Origin of the sequence: Caulobacter sp. UC70_42, from assembly GCF_044056025.1 — a bacterium.
Classification (GTDB): Bacteria; Pseudomonadota; Alphaproteobacteria; order Caulobacterales; family Caulobacteraceae; genus Caulobacter.
On sequence record NZ_CP171994.1, the window covers coordinates 2,364,687 to 2,380,271 of the forward strand.

The 15,585-nt window shown below is 68.3% G+C and carries 11 protein-coding genes, 1 tRNA gene and 5 pseudogenes; 12 read left to right on the forward strand and 5 right to left on the reverse strand.

The genetic code is table 11. The features are described from left to right. Nucleotides 1-58: 58 nt before the first annotated feature. Nucleotides 59-3,299: pseudogene (locus ACHMW8_RS11980) on the forward strand (error-prone DNA polymerase). A gap of 131 nt (nucleotides 3,300-3,430) precedes the next feature. On the opposite strand, the gene ACHMW8_RS11985 reads toward ACHMW8_RS11980, so the two are convergent. Both ACHMW8_RS11985 and ACHMW8_RS11990 read right to left on the reverse strand, forming a co-directional pair. Further along, nucleotides 3,431-3,925, reverse strand: a complete 495-nt coding sequence (locus ACHMW8_RS11985) for a hypothetical protein (protein WP_395445668.1) — start codon at nucleotides 3,923-3,925, stop codon at nucleotides 3,431-3,433. A 185-nt stretch (nucleotides 3,926-4,110) separates the two neighbouring features. After that, on the reverse strand, nucleotides 4,111-5,235 hold the full coding sequence (locus ACHMW8_RS11990) for a cytosine permease (protein ID WP_395445669.1): 1,125 nt from the start codon (nucleotides 5,233-5,235) through the stop codon (nucleotides 4,111-4,113). 168 nt (nucleotides 5,236-5,403) lie between these two features. On the opposite strand from ACHMW8_RS11990, the gene ACHMW8_RS11995 reads away from it, so the two are divergent. The 7 genes and pseudogenes from ACHMW8_RS11995 (at nucleotide 5,404) to ACHMW8_RS12025 (ending at nucleotide 8,997) form a co-directional block, all read left to right on the forward strand. Continuing rightward, on the forward strand, nucleotides 5,404-5,805 hold the full coding sequence (locus ACHMW8_RS11995; protein ID WP_395445670.1) for a catalase: 402 nt from the start codon (nucleotides 5,404-5,406) through the stop codon (nucleotides 5,803-5,805). After that, a pseudogene (locus tag ACHMW8_RS12000) lies at nucleotides 5,708-5,947 on the forward strand (catalase); the annotation flags it as partial. The gene ACHMW8_RS11995 and the pseudogene ACHMW8_RS12000, both read left to right, overlap by 98 nt. Nucleotides 5,948-6,195: 248 nt before the next feature. Beyond that, nucleotides 6,196-6,993 (forward strand): annotated as a pseudogene (locus tag ACHMW8_RS12005) (catalase); the annotation flags it as partial. A 63-nt stretch (nucleotides 6,994-7,056) separates the two neighbouring features. Next, nucleotides 7,057-7,599, forward strand: a complete 543-nt coding sequence (locus ACHMW8_RS12010; RefSeq protein WP_395445954.1) for a hypothetical protein — start codon at nucleotides 7,057-7,059, stop codon at nucleotides 7,597-7,599. A 78-nt stretch (nucleotides 7,600-7,677) separates the two neighbouring features. Continuing rightward, nucleotides 7,678-7,803, forward strand: a pseudogene (locus ACHMW8_RS12015) (hypothetical protein); the annotation flags it as partial. 124 nt (nucleotides 7,804-7,927) lie between these two features. Then, nucleotides 7,928-8,074 (forward strand): DUF3597 family protein, encoded by a 147-nt coding sequence (locus ACHMW8_RS12020; RefSeq protein ID WP_395445955.1) that lies wholly within the window; start codon nucleotides 7,928-7,930, stop codon nucleotides 8,072-8,074. A gap of 17 nt (nucleotides 8,075-8,091) precedes the next feature. Then, on the forward strand, nucleotides 8,092-8,997 hold the full coding sequence (locus ACHMW8_RS12025) for an NAD(P)/FAD-dependent oxidoreductase (RefSeq protein ID WP_395445956.1): 906 nt from the start codon (nucleotides 8,092-8,094) through the stop codon (nucleotides 8,995-8,997). 6 nt (nucleotides 8,998-9,003) lie between these two features. Here the strand turns inward: ACHMW8_RS12025 and ACHMW8_RS12030 are convergent. The 3 genes and pseudogenes from ACHMW8_RS12030 to ACHMW8_RS12040 all read right to left on the reverse strand — a co-directional run bounded on the left by ACHMW8_RS12030 (nucleotide 9,004) and on the right by ACHMW8_RS12040 (nucleotide 13,163). After that, nucleotides 9,004-10,891, reverse strand: a pseudogene (locus tag ACHMW8_RS12030) (polysaccharide biosynthesis protein). 84 nt (nucleotides 10,892-10,975) lie between these two features. After that, complete coding sequence (gene glp, locus ACHMW8_RS12035; RefSeq protein ID WP_395445671.1) at nucleotides 10,976-12,202, reverse strand: gephyrin-like molybdotransferase Glp; 1,227 nt, start codon at nucleotides 12,200-12,202, stop codon at nucleotides 10,976-10,978. Between the two features lie 121 nt (nucleotides 12,203-12,323). Next, entirely contained in the window at nucleotides 12,324-13,163 is an 840-nt protein-coding gene (locus ACHMW8_RS12040) for a ferredoxin--NADP reductase (protein ID WP_125159093.1), read from the reverse strand. A 464-nt stretch (nucleotides 13,164-13,627) separates the two neighbouring features. Here ACHMW8_RS12040 and ACHMW8_RS12045 point away from each other — a divergent pair, with 464 nt between their 5' ends. From ACHMW8_RS12045 to nusG, 4 genes are all read left to right on the forward strand, one after another. After that, nucleotides 13,628-14,047, forward strand: a complete 420-nt coding sequence (locus ACHMW8_RS12045) for a hypothetical protein (RefSeq protein WP_395445672.1) — start codon at nucleotides 13,628-13,630, stop codon at nucleotides 14,045-14,047. A 461-nt stretch (nucleotides 14,048-14,508) separates the two neighbouring features. After that, a tRNA-Trp gene (locus ACHMW8_RS12050) sits at nucleotides 14,509-14,583 on the forward strand. Between the two features lie 96 nt (nucleotides 14,584-14,679). Beyond that, complete coding sequence (gene secE, locus ACHMW8_RS12055) at nucleotides 14,680-14,997, forward strand: preprotein translocase subunit SecE (protein ID WP_125159091.1); 318 nt, start codon at nucleotides 14,680-14,682, stop codon at nucleotides 14,995-14,997. A 9-nt stretch (nucleotides 14,998-15,006) separates the two neighbouring features. Further along, nucleotides 15,007-15,564 (forward strand): transcription termination/antitermination protein NusG, encoded by a 558-nt coding sequence (gene nusG / locus ACHMW8_RS12060; protein ID WP_125159090.1) that lies wholly within the window; start codon nucleotides 15,007-15,009, stop codon nucleotides 15,562-15,564. Nucleotides 15,565-15,585: the final 21 nt, after the last annotated feature.

Sequence of the window (15,585 nt, forward strand, 5' to 3'; positions counted from 1 at the left end):
CTCGCCATCCTTCTTTCCCCTCCGGGGGAGGCGCGCGAAGCGCGGAGGGGGCAAGTCGATGACCGCCTATGCCGAGCTCCAGACCACCACCAACTTCTCGTTCCTGCGCGGCGCGTCGCACGCGGAGGAGCTGGCGATCGCGGCCGAAGCGCTGGGCCTCTCCGCCATCGGCGTCACAGACCGCAACACCCTGGCGGGCGTCGTCCGGGCCTGGACGGCGGCCAAGACGCGGAATGTCCGGGTGCTGAGCGGCTGCCGGCTGGACTTCATGGACGGCACGCCCAGTCTGCTCTGCTACCCGACCGACCGCGAGGCGTTCGGGCGCTTGACGCGGCTGCTGACCGTCGGCCAGCGCCGGGCCGGGAAAGGCGAGTGCCATCTGTCCTGGCGGGATTTCCTGGACCACGCCGATGGTCAGCTCGGGTTGATCGTTCCGCCGAAGGACTTGAACGAAGCCTTCGAACGCGATCTGGCTCGCATGGCCGGCGACCTGCGCGGCCGATCCTGGCTGGCGGCCAGCCGCGCCTACGCCGCCCAGGACCTGAAGCGGCTTTCGCGCCTGGACGACCTGGGGCGGACCGCCGGCGCGCCGATCGTGGCGACCAATGACGTGCTCTATCACGGCCCCGAACGGCGACCGCTGCAGGACGTCATCACCTGCGTGCGCGAGCACTGCGCGATCCACGAGGCCGGCTTCCGGCTGGAGGCCGAATGCCGAGCGCCACATCAAGTCTCCGGCCGAGATGGCGCGCCTGTTCGAACGCTGGCCCCGCGCGGTCGAGCGCACGGTCGAGATCGTCGAGCGGATCGGCTTCGACCTGGGGCAGCTCAACGAGGAATATCCGGACGAACCGGTCCCCCCCGGCAAGACGGCGATGCAGCACCTGAGCGATCTCACCTGGTCCGGCGCGGCCTGGCGTTATCCGGCCGGCGTGCCGGAGAAGGTCGCGGCGCAACTGAAGGAAGAGCTGCGGCTGATCGCCAAGATGGACTACCCCAACTATTTCATCACCGTGCACGACATCGTGCGCGAGGCCCGAAGCATGGGCATCCTGTGCCAGGGACGGGGGTCGGCGGCCAATTCCTCGGTCTGCTTCTGCCTGGGCGTGACGGCGATCGATCCGACCGAGCACCGGCTGCTGTTCACCCGCTTCATCTCCGAGAACCGCGGCGAGCCGCCGGACATCGACGTCGATTTCGAGCACGAGCGCCGCGAGGAGGTGATGCAGTACGTCTATCGGCGCTATGGCCGGGAATATGCCGCCATCTGCGGGACGGTGATCCACTACCGCCCGCGCAGCGCCATCCGCGATGTCGGCAAGGCCCTGGGCCTGACCGAGGACGTCACCTCGCTATTGGCCGGCACGGTCTGGGCAGCTGGGGTTCGGGCCTGCCCGAGGAGCATCTGCGCAACGCGGGTCTGGACCCCGAGGCGCCGGAGATCGCTCGTGCGGTCAACCTGGCGACCGAGCTGATGGGTTTCCCGCGCCACCTGTCGCAGCACGTCGGCGGCTTCGTCCTGACCAAGCGGCGGCTGGACGAGACCGTGCCGATCGGCAACGCGGCCATGCCCGACCGCACCTTCATCGAGTGGGACAAGGACGACATCGACAGCCTGAAGCTGATGAAGGTCGACGTGCTTGCCCTGGGCATGCTGACCGCCATCCAGCGCGCTTTCGGCATGTTGCGGGCCGATCATGGCGAGCCGATCGTCGACCTGGCCGATGTCCCGGTCGAGCTGCCCGGCGTCTACGACATGCTGTGCGTCGCCGACAGCGTGGGCGTCTTCCAGGTGGAGAGCCGGGCGCAGATGTCGATGCTGCCGAGGCTGAAGCCACGGCGGTTCTACGACCTGGTCATCGAGGTGGCGATCGTCCGACCCGGCCCGATCCAGGGCGACATGGTGCACCCGTACCTGAAGCGGCGGAATGGGATCGAACCCGTGGACATGCCCGCGCCGTCGCCGGAGCATGGCCCCGAAGATGAGCTGAAACAGATCCTGGGCAACACCTACGGCGTGCCGCTCTTCCAGGAGCAGGCCATGAGCCTGGCCATCGAGGCGGCCAAGTTCACGCCCGACGAGGCCGACGGCCTGCGCAAGGCCATGGCCACCTTCCGCAACCTGGGCACGCCGGACGAATATCGCGACCGGTTCGTCGAAGGCATGGTCGCGCGCGGCTACCAGCGCGATTTCGCCGAGCGGTGCTTCAAGCAGATCGAGGGCTTCGGCCACTACGGCTTTCCGGAGAGCCACGCGGCCAGCTTCGCGAAGCTGGTTTACGTCTCGGCGTGGATCAAATGGGCCTGGCCGGACGTGTTCTGCGCGGCCCTGATCAACTCTCAGCCCATGGGCTTCTACCAACCGGCCCAGCTGGTCCGAGACGCGCGCGAGCATGGGGTGGAGGTGCTGCCGCCCGACATCCTGGCCAGCGACTGGGACTGCACGCTGGAGAGCGTGACGGCGGGCTTCCGCGCGCCTCGGATCCGCGCGGACAAGATCGCCAGCGACCAGAACCGCCCACGGTGGAAGGCCGTGCGTCTGGGGTTTCGCCAGATCAAGGGCCTGAAGGAAGACGATGTGAAAACCCTGGTCCATGTTCGCGCCGAGGGCGCCCGCACCCCGGGTGAGTTCGCCCAGGGCGGCGTGCCCCAGCGCGCGCTGGAGCTGCTGGCCGAGGCCGATGCTTTCGCTTCGGTCGGGCTGACCCGCCGCGAGGCGCTGTGGGCGGTGAAGGGACTGAAGGGCGAGCACAAGGCGCCGGTGCAGGCGCCGTTGCTGGCCGGCCTGCCGCTGTTCGAGGACCGCGCGGCGCTGCCGGCCATGGGCCAGCCGCAGGAGGTGGCCGAGGACTACCGCACCACCAGCCTTTCCCTGAAACATCACCCGATGGTCTTTCTACCGGTCGATGCTGACGCGGCGCGGAGTGATCACGGCCGAGCAGCTGCTGACCCTGAAGGACGGCCGCAAGGTGTCGGTGGCGGGGCTCGTCCTGATCCGCCAGCGGCCCGGGACGGCCAAGGGCGTGGTGTTCGTGACCCTGGAGGACGAGACGGGCGTGGCCAACGCAGTGGTCTGGAAGGACCGCTTCGAGGCCGACCGCAATGTGGTGATGACCGCCTCGTTCCTGGTCGTCCATGGCCGGGTGCAAAGGGCCGAGAACGTCATCCACGTGGTGGCCGAGGGCTTCACCGACCTGTCGGCGCACCTGTCCGCTCTGCGCGACGAGCCGGGCGCGCCGGCCCCCCGCGTGCGCCAGAAGGTGTCGGGCCGTCTGCTACGGAGCCGGGATTTCCACTAGAGCCTGTCCCGTTTAGATGGAACCATCTAAACGGGAAAACAGGCTCTAGAATTAAACATTTAGAGCCCTTTAGCTTTAGATGATTCCATCTAAAGCTAAAGGGCTCTAGACGAGGCCGCGGATTTCGCCGTTCATTGGCTAAGGCAGGACAGGACGAAGGGAACGACCGTCCCGACCACCAGCAGCAGGATATGGCGCATACGGTGCAATGGCTGGCGCAGGGTCATCCAGACGCCGGTGATCGTCGAGATGATCAGGCCGACCGACGCCAGGGCGAAGAACGCCTTCAGCAAGGTCGTCGGAAGCCGCTGGGCCTTGGCTTCTGGACGCGATGCGGCCGGGGCGGGCCCCGGCGAGGGCTTCGCGGAGGGCTGCGACTGGGGACGACGCCCCTCGCGATAGAGCTGCTTCTTGTGCAAAACCCCCAGCTTGGCCACGACCGCCGGCGGCGCGTAGCCAGGATGGGCTTCGTGCAACTCGTAGATCTGCAACACGCCCGTCATGGCGAAGAGCAGGACGGTTGGCGCGATGATCATGCCGATGTAGGCGTGCCACTTGCGTAGAAGTATCTGCAGTGCGGCCGGATGCCGAGGCAACCTTCTTGCCGTGCCGGTTGGCGTGGTCATTCGCCTTGTCCTCTGCCGTCGCTGTGGGGGACAGCCTTGGTCGTCAGCGGCATTGGCGCATTGCTGCATGTCAAAGAGTCGGGTCGGACGACCTCCGCCCGCCCCATGCCCGCTTCAGCCCCAGATAAACCACCCCCGCCGCCACGAAACTGGGCAGGGTCGCGCCGAGGTCCGGGGCCAGGCGGCTAAGCGCTTGATAAGCGGCGATGCCGATCGCCCAGGCCAGCAGGCCGGGCAGGTTCACGCCGCCCCCAGACACGGCGGCGGCGCGACGGCGCAGGACGAAGTGGTCGGCCAGCAGCACGCCGAACAGCGGCGCGAACACTGAGCCGATCAGCAGCAGGAAGCCTTCGTACTGGGTGATCGGCGCGAAGAGGGCGATGGTCGTGCACAGCGCGCCGAACAGCAGGGCCAGGTTGGCGGGCTTGGCGGGGACGAGCGTGGCGGTCGAGACGGCGGCCGAATGGATGTCGGCGAAGGTGTTGTCGGTCTCGTCGATGACGATCAGCAGCAGGGCGATCCCGCCGCCGCTGGCCGCCAGGGCCGTCAGCAAACAGGCTCTCGCCGCCGCCGGCCGCCAGGGCGTACGCGGCTCCGAGCGCCATGAACCAGATGTTGGCCAGGACGTAGCCGGCCGCCGAACCCTTGAACATGCCGCCGCTGGTGCGGCCAAAGCGGGTGTAGTCGGCGATCAGCGGCAGCCACGACAGCGGCATGGCCACCACCAGGTCGACGCCGGCGCCGAAGCTCATCTCGCCGGTTCCGGCCCTGGCCAGCAGGGCGGAGAGGTCGTGCTCGGCCAGCAGCCGCCAGCTCAGCCATCCGGCGCCGGCCAGCAGCAGCCACAGGCCCCAGGCGCGCAGGAAGCGGCGCACGAACGACACCGGCCCCTGGATGGCCAGGAAGGTCGCCAGGAGGCCGAAGGCCAGGGTCCAGATCACCGGGCTGGAAAAGCCGAAGGTCTGCTTGGCCAGGGCGTCGGCGGAATCGCGCATGGCGATGATCTCGAACGCGCCCCAGCCGGTCAGCTGGATGGCGTTGAGCACCGCCGGGACGGCCGCGCCGCGCGCGCCCAGGGCCAGGCGCAGGGCGCCCATCGACGACAGGCCGGTGTCGGTCCCGACCACCCCGGCGGCGGCCAGCAGCAGGGCGCCCAGCACCGAGCCGGTGACGATCGCCGCCAGCGCCATGCCCAGGCTCAGGCCGGGGACCAGGAACGCGCCGGCCTGCAGCACCAGAAGGCCGATGCCCAGGCTGAACCACAGCGAAAACGCGTCCTGGGCGCGGAACGCCCGGCGTGCTTCCGGCACGGGGGGTCAGGGGATCGTAGGTGTCGTGAAGTTCGGCCATGGGCCTCCGGTTTAGCAGCTCATCTTCGGGACGCGATACCGAAGTCGCCGATGTGTCGAGTTCACGACCGCAACCTCGCGCCACGAGCGGACGTTAGGTTCTCACATCCACACAATCGGAAGACGCTCATGGCCACCCCGGCGAAGACCAAGGCCAAGACGGCCACGCGCGTAAGCGCCAAGCCCCCGACCGGGACAAAGGTCCCCCGACCCGCGGGCCCGTCGACCGAGGGCGAGACGCTGGTCGCCCCCGGCGGCGAAACGCATCAGCAGGCCGACGGTCCGGCCACCCAGCTGACCACCAACCAGGGCGTGCCGATCGCCGACAACCAGAACTCGCTGAAGGCCGGCGCGCGTGGGCCGGTGCTGCTGCAGGACTTCATCCTGCGCGAAAAAGATCATGCACTTCGACCACGAGCGCATCCCCGAGCGCGTGGTTCACGCGCGGGGTTCGGCCGCGCACGGCTTCTTCGAGTGCCTGGAGTCCTGCGCCGACGTCACCTGTGCAGACTTCCTGCAGCGCCCGGGTGAGCGCACCCCGGTGTTCACCCGCTTTTCGACCGTGGCCGGCAACAAGGGCTCGGCCGACCTGCCGCGCGACGTGCGCGGGTTCGCGGTCAAGTTCTATACCCAGCAAGGCAATTTCGATCTGGTCGGCAACAACATGCCGGTGTTCTTCATCCAGGACGCCATCAGTTTCCCCGACCTGATCCACGCGGCCAAGCAGGACCCGGGACCGCGAGTTTCCGCAGGCCGCCACCGCCCACGACACCTTCTGGGACTTCATCTCGCTGACGCCCGAGAGCATGCACATGATCATGTGGGCGATGAGCGACCGGGCGATCCCGCGCTCGTTGCGGATGATGGAAGGCTTCGGCGTCCACACCTTCCGGCTGGTGAACGCGGCGGGCGAACTCGACCTTCGTCAAGTTCCACTGGCGGCCCAAGCTGGGCTCTCAGTCGGTGGTCTGGACGAGGCCCTCAAGATCAACGGCGCCGATCCCGACTTCCACCGCCGCGACCTTTGGGAAGCCATTGAGGGCGGCGATTTCCCCGAATGGGAGTTCTGCCTGCAACTTCACCCAGGAGCAGGCCGACGGCTTCGACTTCGATGTGCTGGACGCCACCAAGCTGATCCCGGAGGAGCTCATCCCCCTGCGCGTGGTCGGCCGCATGGTGCTGGACCGCAACCCCGACAACTTCTTCGCCGAGACTGAGCAGGTCGCCTATTGCGCCGCCCACGTGGTGCCGGGCATCGACTTCACCAACGACCCGCTGCTGCAGGGCCGGCTGTTCTCGTACCAGGACACCCAGCTCAAGCGCCTGGGCGGGCCCAACTTCCACCAGATCCCGATCAACCAGCCCAAGTGCCCGTTCCACAATCTGCAGCGCGACGGCCACATGCAGATGGGCGTCCCGAAGGGCCAGGTGAACTATGAGCCCTCCAGCCTTGGCGCCGACGTGGCGCGCGAGTCGCTGGAGAACGGCTTCCACACCTTCCCCAACCCCGAGGCCGGCGAGCAGTTGCGCCTGCGGCCGGAGACCTTCGCCGACCACTACACCCAGGCGCGGCTATTCTTCGCCAGCCAGACCAAGCCCGAGCAGGATCACATCGTCGCGGCCCTGGTCTTCGAGCTCAGCAAGTGCGTGACGCCCCGCGTTCGCGAGGCGGTGCTGTCTCGGCTGATCCATATCGATCAGTTCCTGGCCCAGTCGGTGGCCGAGGGCCTGGGCTTCCCGGGCAAGATCGTCCCGGCTCCCGCGCCGGTCCCGGCCAAGGACATGGACCCCTCGCCCATGCTCAGCCTGCTGGCCAAGGCCGCGCCGACCCTGGAGGGCCGCAAGATCGGCGCTCTCGTCAGCGACGGCTGCGATGACAAGCTGGTCGCTAAACTGAAGGCCGCGGTCGAGGCGGCGGGCGCGAAGCTGCAGATCGTCGGCCCGACCATTTACGGCGTGACCACGGCCAGCGGCGCGTTGCTGCCGGTCGACCACAAGATCGACGGCGGTCCCTCGGTGCTGTTCGACGCGGTGGCGATCCTGCCGTCCGACGACGGCGGCGAGCAGTTGGCGATCGAGGCGGCGGCGGTCAACTTTCTGCGCGACGCCTATGGCCACCTGAAGGTCATCGCCTACCTGCCCTCGGCCGCGCCTCTGTTCGCGGCGGGTGGCGTCGTCGACGTCGGGCCGGATGACGACGCGGGCTTGATCGCATTGCCGGACGCCAGCCTCGACGACTTCATCGCCGCGGCTTCGGCCGGTCGGATCTGGGCGCGCGAGCCCCTCGTGCGTCCGCCGCCCAAACCGCTGGTCGCTGCGGCCTGAGCAAGTCACGGAACGAAGCCCATCCGGGCGGATTAGCCCATCAAAGCGCGCCTAGCGTCAGACCCATCGCAGGACTTCATGAGCATCTTCGGCAACATCCTGAACAAGATCTTCCATCGCAATCAGCCCGCGCAAGCGCCGCGCCCGGCCCCTCAGGCGGCGCCGACGCCGGCCACGCCGACCACGGCCGCGGCGCCTGCTCCGGCGACGTCGGCGCCGGTTGACGTCGAGGCCGTCCTGACCGAGCTCGCGACCCGAGAAGGGCGGTGGCGGCAACTGGCGGACCTCGATCGTCGATCTGCTGAAGCTGCTGGATCTCGATTCCAGCTTGCAGGCCCGCGCGGCCCTGGGCCAGGAACTTGGCGTCCACGCCGGCGCCGACGGCAGCGCCGAACAGAATATCGCCCTGCAAAAGGCGGTCTGGGCCAAGCTGGCCGAGAACGGCGGCCACGTTCCGGCGACCCTCAGAGACTAGGCGGTCCTCTGGCGCCCATGATCGACTGTCTCATCATCGGCGGCGGGCCCGCCGGCCTGACCGCCGCGATCTACGCCGCGCGCTTCCACCTGTCGGTGCAGGTGGTCGACGCCGGAGACAGCCGCGCCGAGAAGATCCCGCTCACCCGCAACCACGCCGGCTTTCCCGAGGGAATCTCCGGCGTGGCGCTGCTGGAACGCATGCGCGAACAGGCGATCCTCTACGGAGCCGCGCTGATCGCGGGACGGGTCACCAACCTGGAGCGTGGCGAGGACGGCTTCCTCGCCACGCTGCCCGATCGCGGGATTTCGGCCCGAACCGTTCTCCTCGCCACGGGGGTGACCAATCGGCGGCCGCTGATGGACGAGGCGCTCCATGCCGAGGCGCTGCGGCAGGGGCGTTTGCGCTATTGTCCGGTCTGCGACGGCTACGAGGTCACCGACCAGGCCGTGGCGGTCGTCGGTCGCGGTCCGCGCGCCGCCCGCGAGGCCGAGTTCCTGCGCGGCTATACCGCCGATGTCAGCCTGATCGGCTTGACCGGCCAGGATGGTCTCGACGACGCCGCGCACGCCCGCCTCGACGCCATCGGAGTCAAGCGCTTCGCCGGCCCGGTGCGTGACTTCCATCTCGAGCGCGACGGTCTGGTCGTGACCTGCGCGGCGGGCCGGCTGCGCTTCGACGCCGTCTATCCGTCCCTGGGCTCCGACGTCCATTCGGACCTGGCGCGCGCCCTGGGCGCGGCCGTCACCGAGGATGGCTGCATCAAGGTCGACGCCCATCAGCGCACCAGCATTCCTGGCCTCTACGCGGCTGGCGATGTGGTGCTGGGTCTGGACCAGATCAGCCACGCCATGGGCGAGGCCGGGGTCGCCGCGACCACGCTGCGCAACGATCTGGCCGCGCGGGCGCCGCTGTTGCGCTAGCGCGTCTCAGGACGCCCGGATCTTGACCACCTTGGACGGCCCGACCTGGCGCAGTTCCTCGACCAGGTCGAACAGGTGGGCCCGCACGGCGGCCTCGTCGCCATCCTCGGCCAGGGCGTCCAGGGCCATCAGGCGCTCGGGCTCGATGATCGGCGCATCGGCCAGGCGCAGGGCTTCCATGATGCCGGGGGCCTTGGGGCGGGCGATCTCGTTCACGTCGACCAGGGTCTCGGTCAGCTTCTCGCCGGGGCGCAGGCCGGTGATCAGGATCTCGATGTCCTTGCCGGGCGTCAGGCCCTGCAGCTCGATCATCCGGCGGGCCAGGTCGATGATCTTGACCGGTTCGCCCATTTCCAGGGTCAGGACGCCTGCCTCCGGCTCGGAGGCGATGCGCGACAGGGCCACGGCGCGCAGCACCAGCTGCACGGCCTCCGGGATGGTCATGAAGTAGCGCTCGACCGCGGCGTCGGTCAGGGTGATCGGGCCGGCCGCGGGCGATCTGGCTCTGGAAGATCGGCACCACCGAGCCGGCCGAGCCCAGCACGTTGCCGAAGCGGACGATGCTGACGCGCATGTCGCCGCCGCCGCCGTACTGGCGCGCCACGGCCTCGGCCACGCGCTTGGCCGCGCCCATCACGCTGGTGGGGGCCACGGCCTTGTCGGTGGAGATCAGGGCCAGATGCGCCGCGCCGCAGGCCTTGGCCGCGATGGCGACGTTGCGGGTGCCCAGCACATTGGTGCGAACGCCTTCGCACGGATGGTTTTCCACCAGCGTCACATGCTTGAGCGCCGCGGCGTGGAAGATGATGTCGGGATGCTGCTCGGCGAACACGCGGTGGACCCGGGCGGCGTCGCGGACATCGCAGAGGATCTCCCGGCGCGGCATGCCCGGCCACGTCTGGGCCATTTCGCGGTCGATGTGGAACAGGTTGTATTCCGAGGCGTCGACCATGGTCAGGTGGGCGCAGCCGCTGGCGGCGATCTGGCGGCACAGCTCCGAGCCGATGCTGCCGCCGGCCCCGGTGACCAGAACGCGGCGACCCGCGACCAGGGCGCGGACGGGCTCGGGATCGAGACGCACGGGCGGACGGCTGAGCAGTTCCTCGATGCTGATCTCGCGCAGGGAGGCGACGGCGGCCGCGTCGGCGCCCATCTCGACCACGCCGTGACGGCGCAGCAGGCGCACGCCCTCGGTCTTCAGGCGACCCAAGCGCTCGGCGCCGAAGGTGCTCATGGCGCTGTCGGTCAGGAACAGAATCGCCGAGGGCGAGAGGCCGCTGTCGCGAAGGCGGGCCAGCACGCTGTCGAAGTCGGCGATGGAGCCCAGCACGCAGACGCCGCGCAGCTCGTCGCCCATTTCGCGGTCATGCGGCGAGACCACGCCGATCGGGGCGTAGCGTTCGCCCAGGCCGGCCGGGGCGCGCAGGAAAGCCTCGGCCTCGTTGGCCGAACCGATGATCAGCAGGCGGGGCAGGGCCGGCTGCATAGAGGCGGGGCCCAGGCGCAGAACCGAATCGAACAGCTGACGCTCGTGCAGGCTGCGGCGGATGACGCGCAGGGCCGACAGGAAGGTGGCCTGGATCAGGGCCGCGCCGGCGACCATGCGCAGGCCCCCGTCGATTCCCGGATGCACCAGGCGGGTGATGGCCAGGAAGGTCGCCGCCGTGAGCACGGCGGAGCGGAACAGGCGCAGATGGTCGCTGGCCGAGACGAATCGCCAGGGCGCGCGCTCGACGCGGAACAGCAGCTCGACGATCAGCGCGCCCAGGCCGTAATAGCCCGCCTGAACCAGGGTGTCGGGCGTGAAGGGCATGTCGATGACGAGGTAGCGCCCGACCAGCAAGGCCAGAACAGCCAGCAGGACGTGGGTCGCGATCTTGCCTGCATGCCCCATGAAACGAACCTCTCGGCCTGAAGGTCGGGTCGCGCCCGTGAAACTCATCCGGGCTTAGCACGTCAAATTGCCGCCGTCGCGGTTTCAGCCCCGGCGCAGCGGCAGAACTTCGACGACGGCGTTCGCCGAAGCGGCGGAGGCTCCCGCCCGTCGCCGCAGCAGAGCATCGGCCCGCGCGAAGACGCCGACCAGCGAGGAATCCTGATCGGGGAACGCCCGCGCGATCGTTCGCCCCTCGGGATCGATGGACAAGGCCGCGCGCATCCAGTGCTCGCGGGGACCCGTCGCGGGCAGGGGCTCGGCCAGGCCCGCGGGAACCAGGCGGACCTCGGCGTCGGCGCCGACCAGGGCCGCCAGTAGCGGGCGCAGGAACAGCTCGGCGCAGACCAGGGCCGAGGCGGGGTTGCCGGGCAGGCCCAGCACGCGGCGACCATCCGAAAGGCGGCCGGACCAGGTCGGCTTGCCAGGGCGCACGGCGATCGTCTCGACGGCGAGCTCCAGGCCCAGGGTCTTCAGGGCCGGTTTGACCAGGTCGTGGTCGCCGACCGAGGCGCCGCCGATGGTGACGATCAGGTCGGCTTCGGCCGGTTGAACGGCGGCGGCGATGGCCGCCGCGTCGTCGACCTGGGCGGTCAGGCGGAAGGCCTCGCCGCCCCAGGCCTGGACCAGGGCGACCAGGCTGAACGAGCCGCTCTCGAAGATCTGGTCGGGACGCGGGCTGGCGCCGGGCGGGACCAGCTCGTCGCCGGTCGCCAGGATCGCCACGCGCGGCCGGCGGGCGACGGCGACCTGGGCGAGGCCGGCAGAGGCGACGAGGCTGAGCCGCCACGGATCGATGACGACGCCGGGCTCGAGCAGGACGTCGCCGGCCTGGAAGTCGCCGCCCGCCGGGCGCCTGTTGGACTTGGGGGTCTCGCCCGCTTCGAAGCGGACCGTATCGCCGTCGCGGACGGCCTCTTCCTGGATGACGACGAGGTCGGCGCCGGCAGGGATCGGAGCTCCGGTGAAGATTCGCACGGCCTGGTCGGCCTGGACGTCATGCGGGTAGGCCTTGCCCGCCGCGCTTTCGCCGGCGATCGTGAAGGCCTTGCCCGGGGCGTAGTCCGCGCGCCGGATCGCCCAGCCGTCCATGGCCGAGGCGTCGAACGGCGGCTGCGGGCGGGCGGCGGCGACGCTCTGGGCGAGGACGCGGCCCAGGCTGGCTTCGAGCGCGACGGTTTCGACGCCGAGGCGGCCGGCGCCCTCAAGGATCCGGGCGCGGGCGTCTTCGACGGTGAGGTTCTTGAGCTGGCGCGGCGCGGAATCGGTCATCGGGAATCCAAATCCTGTCATCCCGGCCAAAGCGAAGCGTGGAGCCAGGTCCCGGACAGAGCCTCTGCGAGGCTTCCGGGATGACAAGGTATAGGGGGCTTTGATTGAGCGTTAAGCCCCTCTACCCGACGAACGCCCGCTCGATCACGAAGTCGCCCGGATCGGCGTTGGAGCCTTCCTTCAGGCCGTGGGCCTCAAGCAGGGCGGCGGTGTCCTTGATCATGGCCATCGAGCCGCACAGCATGGCGCGGTCGTTCTCGGGGTCGAACGTCGTCTGGTCCAGGCCGAGATCCTTGAACAGTTTGCCGCTCTCGATCAGGTCGGTGAAGCGGCCCTGGCGCTCGAACGGCTCGCGGGTCACGGTCGGATAGTAGGTCAGCTGGGCGCGGGCCTCGTCGCCGACCAGCGGGTCGTCGAAGATGTCGTGGGTGAACAGGTCGCGATAGGCCAGCTCCTTCACCTCGCGCACGCCGTGGGCGACGATCACGCGCTCGAAGCGGCTGTAGGCGTCGGGGTCGCGGGCCACCGACAGCCAGGGCGCCAGGCCGGTGCCGGTGCCGAACAGGAACAGGCGCTTGCCCGGGCGGACGGCGTCCAGGACGAGGGTGCCGGTCGGCTTCTTGCCCAGCAGGATCTCGTCGCCCGGCTGGATCAGCTGCAGGCGCGAGGTCAGCGGACCGTCAGGAACCTTGATCGAAAAGAACTCCAATTCCTCGGCGAAGTGCGGCGAGGCCACGGAGTAGGCGCGCAGGATCGGCTTCTTTTCGCCCAGCGCTTCACGCGGCGGCAGGCCGATCATCACGAACTCGCCCGAGCGGAAGCGCAAGGACGCCGGACGGGTGATGCCGAAGCTGAACAGGCGGTCGGTCCAGTGCTTGACCCACAGCACCTTCTCGACGTGGAACGGGGCCTCCTTGGCGGGGGCGCCATTAGGGGCTGCGGCGGTCGCGGTGGCCGTCATCTGTGCTCTGAAATCCTTGAGAGAAATGGGCGCCGCCGCGGCCCTGAGGCGACGCCTGTCTCATTTGTGCAAGCCCGTCTTGATGTCAACGCCGGTTGTCTAAAGTCGTCCTCGGAAAAACTTCGTCGCCGTTTCGTCCGCCCGCCCGGCGGGCTTCGACGACGTGTCGAGGGGCCAAAAGATCAGGCTGAGTATTCGCGCGGCGAGAAAAAGCGGCGTCTCGGTTCGGAAGCAAATATTTAGATAAGACGAAATGTCGCGAGTGCGGCATGGGATTTCAATGTCCTTGCATCCGTCGCGTAACCGCGTGCGCGCGTTACCGGATTAAGGAAATTCTCTTTCTTAAATCGTCATGACGCCGGACCGGTTTTTCGAAAACGGCAAAAATGTGATTGCCGGTATTCCAAAACGAAGCGCAAACTTCCGGTTGCTTCGTTCGCGGAGCCAACGATACGGAGGAACGTATGCGGGTTTGGTTCGTAGGGGCCGCCGCGGCGGCCGGTCTGTTAGCGTTTGGTTTGGCTGCCTGCAGTGACGGCGGCGCGAAGACGAAAGTCGCGCAAGCTAATCAAGTTGTCGTGGAATCCACGTCGGTCACCGCGTCGGGATGCGTCCGGCCGGTCGAGAAGACCAACTGCCTCGTCGTGAAGGGGCGTGGCGGCGGCTATTATGACATCAGCAGCGCCAGTCCGGCGCCGGACATGTCTAAGGGCGTCGCGGTCTCGCTGCGCGGCAGGGATTCTGGCAAGAACACCCAATGCGGCCGCGAGTTGACGGACGTGAAGTGGTCGTATCTGGGCATACAGTGCGGCGCGACCTTGCCGGCCAGCGACTCGACCGCGGCCGACAAGGGCGAAAAGACCAAGCTGGCCAAGGCCGGCTAGGTCGGACTGAAGAGCGCTAACCCTCGCCGGAGCCTGGATCCGTCCGGGTCTTCGGCGAACGGGTGCTGTCGGCCGCGCCGTGAGGCTCAGTGGCCGGTCGCGGCGGCTCGCCTTCGCGGGGCGGGGCCTTCTGGTTCTCGTTCTCGACTTCCCGATTCGACGGGCGGTCGGAGGGTGAGGTCGCCTGGGGCGGATTGGTGATCGTGGGCATGGCCAAATAACGCCCAGCCCGAGGCTTCGATCCTCGCCTTCCATCCTCGCGGGGGCCCCATGGGCCGGGAAGAAAGCCACGATCGAGCCCTCGAAGCCGCTCAATCCTTTGCGCGCCGCTTGCCCGCCGTACGCGACCCTGCTAAATGGCGCGGCTCTGGCGACAGGACGTGGCGCGCCGAGGCTTCCAAGCCTCCCGGCGCGCTGTCTGTCTCCGGATGTCCGTCGGCCCGAAAGGGTAGTCGGTCCGCAGGAGTGTAGCTCAGCTGGTAGAGCGTCGGTCTCCAAAACCGAAAGTCGTGGGTTCGAGTCCCCCACTCCTGCCACTATATATGTTTGACGGGTCGCTTTCGGGCCCGGCTATGGCCACCGGGCCGCTTGTCGGTCCGGGTCCAGTTTAGGAAGTCGTGAGCCTCTAGAGCATGGCCAGGAAACCGGGATCCAGCCCGTCAGCGATCAAGAACCGCGCCGCCAAGACGGCCGCGGCGATGGCGCCCGCAGGGGCCGCCGCGTCCGTCGCCGCGCCCGCCGCCCCGAAGAAGCGCACCACGCCGGTGCAGTTCTTCCGTGAAGTGCGCGCCGAAGCCCGCAAGATCACCTGGACCAGCCGCAAGGAAACCTGGATCACCTCCGTGATGGTCTTCATCATGGTGGTCCTGGCGTCGCTGTTCTTCATGGCCGTCGACGGCGGCCTCGGCTTGGCCATCAATCAGCTCCTGAAGCTGGCGACCTCGGGATAAGATAGAGCGATGAGCACCGAAACCGCCTCGAACCCGAACCACAAGTGGTACATCGTCCACGCCTACTCGAACTTCGAGAAGAAGGTGGCCGAGAGCATCCGTGAGCAGGCCAAGAACCAGGGCCTGGAAGAAAACTTCTCCGAGATTCTCGTGCCGACCGAAGATGTCGTCGAGATCCGCCGCGGCCGCAAGGTCAACGCCGAGCGCAAGTTCTTCCCGGGCTACGTCCTGGTGAAGATGAACCTCTCGGACGAAGCCTACCACCTGATCAAGAACACCCCGAAGGTCACGGGCTTCTTGGGCAGCGGCTCCAAGCCGATGCCGGTCTCCGAAAAGGAAGTCCAGCGCATCGTCGGCGCCATCGAGGAAGGCGTCGAGAAGCCCAAGACCGTGGTGCTGTACGAAGTCGGCGAGAACGTCCGCGTCATCGACGGTCCGTTCGCCAGCTTCAACGGCTCCGTCGAGCAGGTCGACGAGGAAAAGGCCCGCCTGCGGGTCACCGTCTCGATCTTCGGCCGCGCCACGCCGGTGGAGCTGGAATACGCCCAGGTCGAGAAGATCTCGTAAGGCGAGGTCCTTCACCGGAGC

Coding starts and splice junctions, on each gene's coding strand:
- ACHMW8_RS12045 (WP_395445672.1), top strand. CDS start 13,628: ATGCGGGTTTGGTTCGTAGGGGCCGCCGCGGCGGCCGGTCTGTTAGCG.
- glp (WP_395445671.1), bottom strand. CDS start 12,202: ATGACCGATTCCGCGCCGCGCCAGCTCAAGAACCTCACCGTCGAAGAC.
- secE (WP_125159091.1), top strand. CDS start 14,680: ATGGCCAGGAAACCGGGATCCAGCCCGTCAGCGATCAAGAACCGCGCC.
- nusG (WP_125159090.1), top strand. CDS start 15,007: ATGAGCACCGAAACCGCCTCGAACCCGAACCACAAGTGGTACATCGTC.
- ACHMW8_RS12025 (WP_395445956.1), top strand. CDS start 8,092: ATGATCGACTGTCTCATCATCGGCGGCGGGCCCGCCGGCCTGACCGCC.
- ACHMW8_RS11995 (WP_395445670.1), top strand. CDS start 5,404: ATGGCCACCCCGGCGAAGACCAAGGCCAAGACGGCCACGCGCGTAAGC.
- ACHMW8_RS12040 (WP_125159093.1), bottom strand. CDS start 13,163: ATGACGGCCACCGCGACCGCCGCAGCCCCTAATGGCGCCCCCGCCAAG.
- ACHMW8_RS11985 (WP_395445668.1), bottom strand. CDS start 3,925: ATGACCACGCCAACCGGCACGGCAAGAAGGTTGCCTCGGCATCCGGCC.
- ACHMW8_RS12010 (WP_395445954.1), top strand. CDS start 7,057: ATGGACCCCTCGCCCATGCTCAGCCTGCTGGCCAAGGCCGCGCCGACC.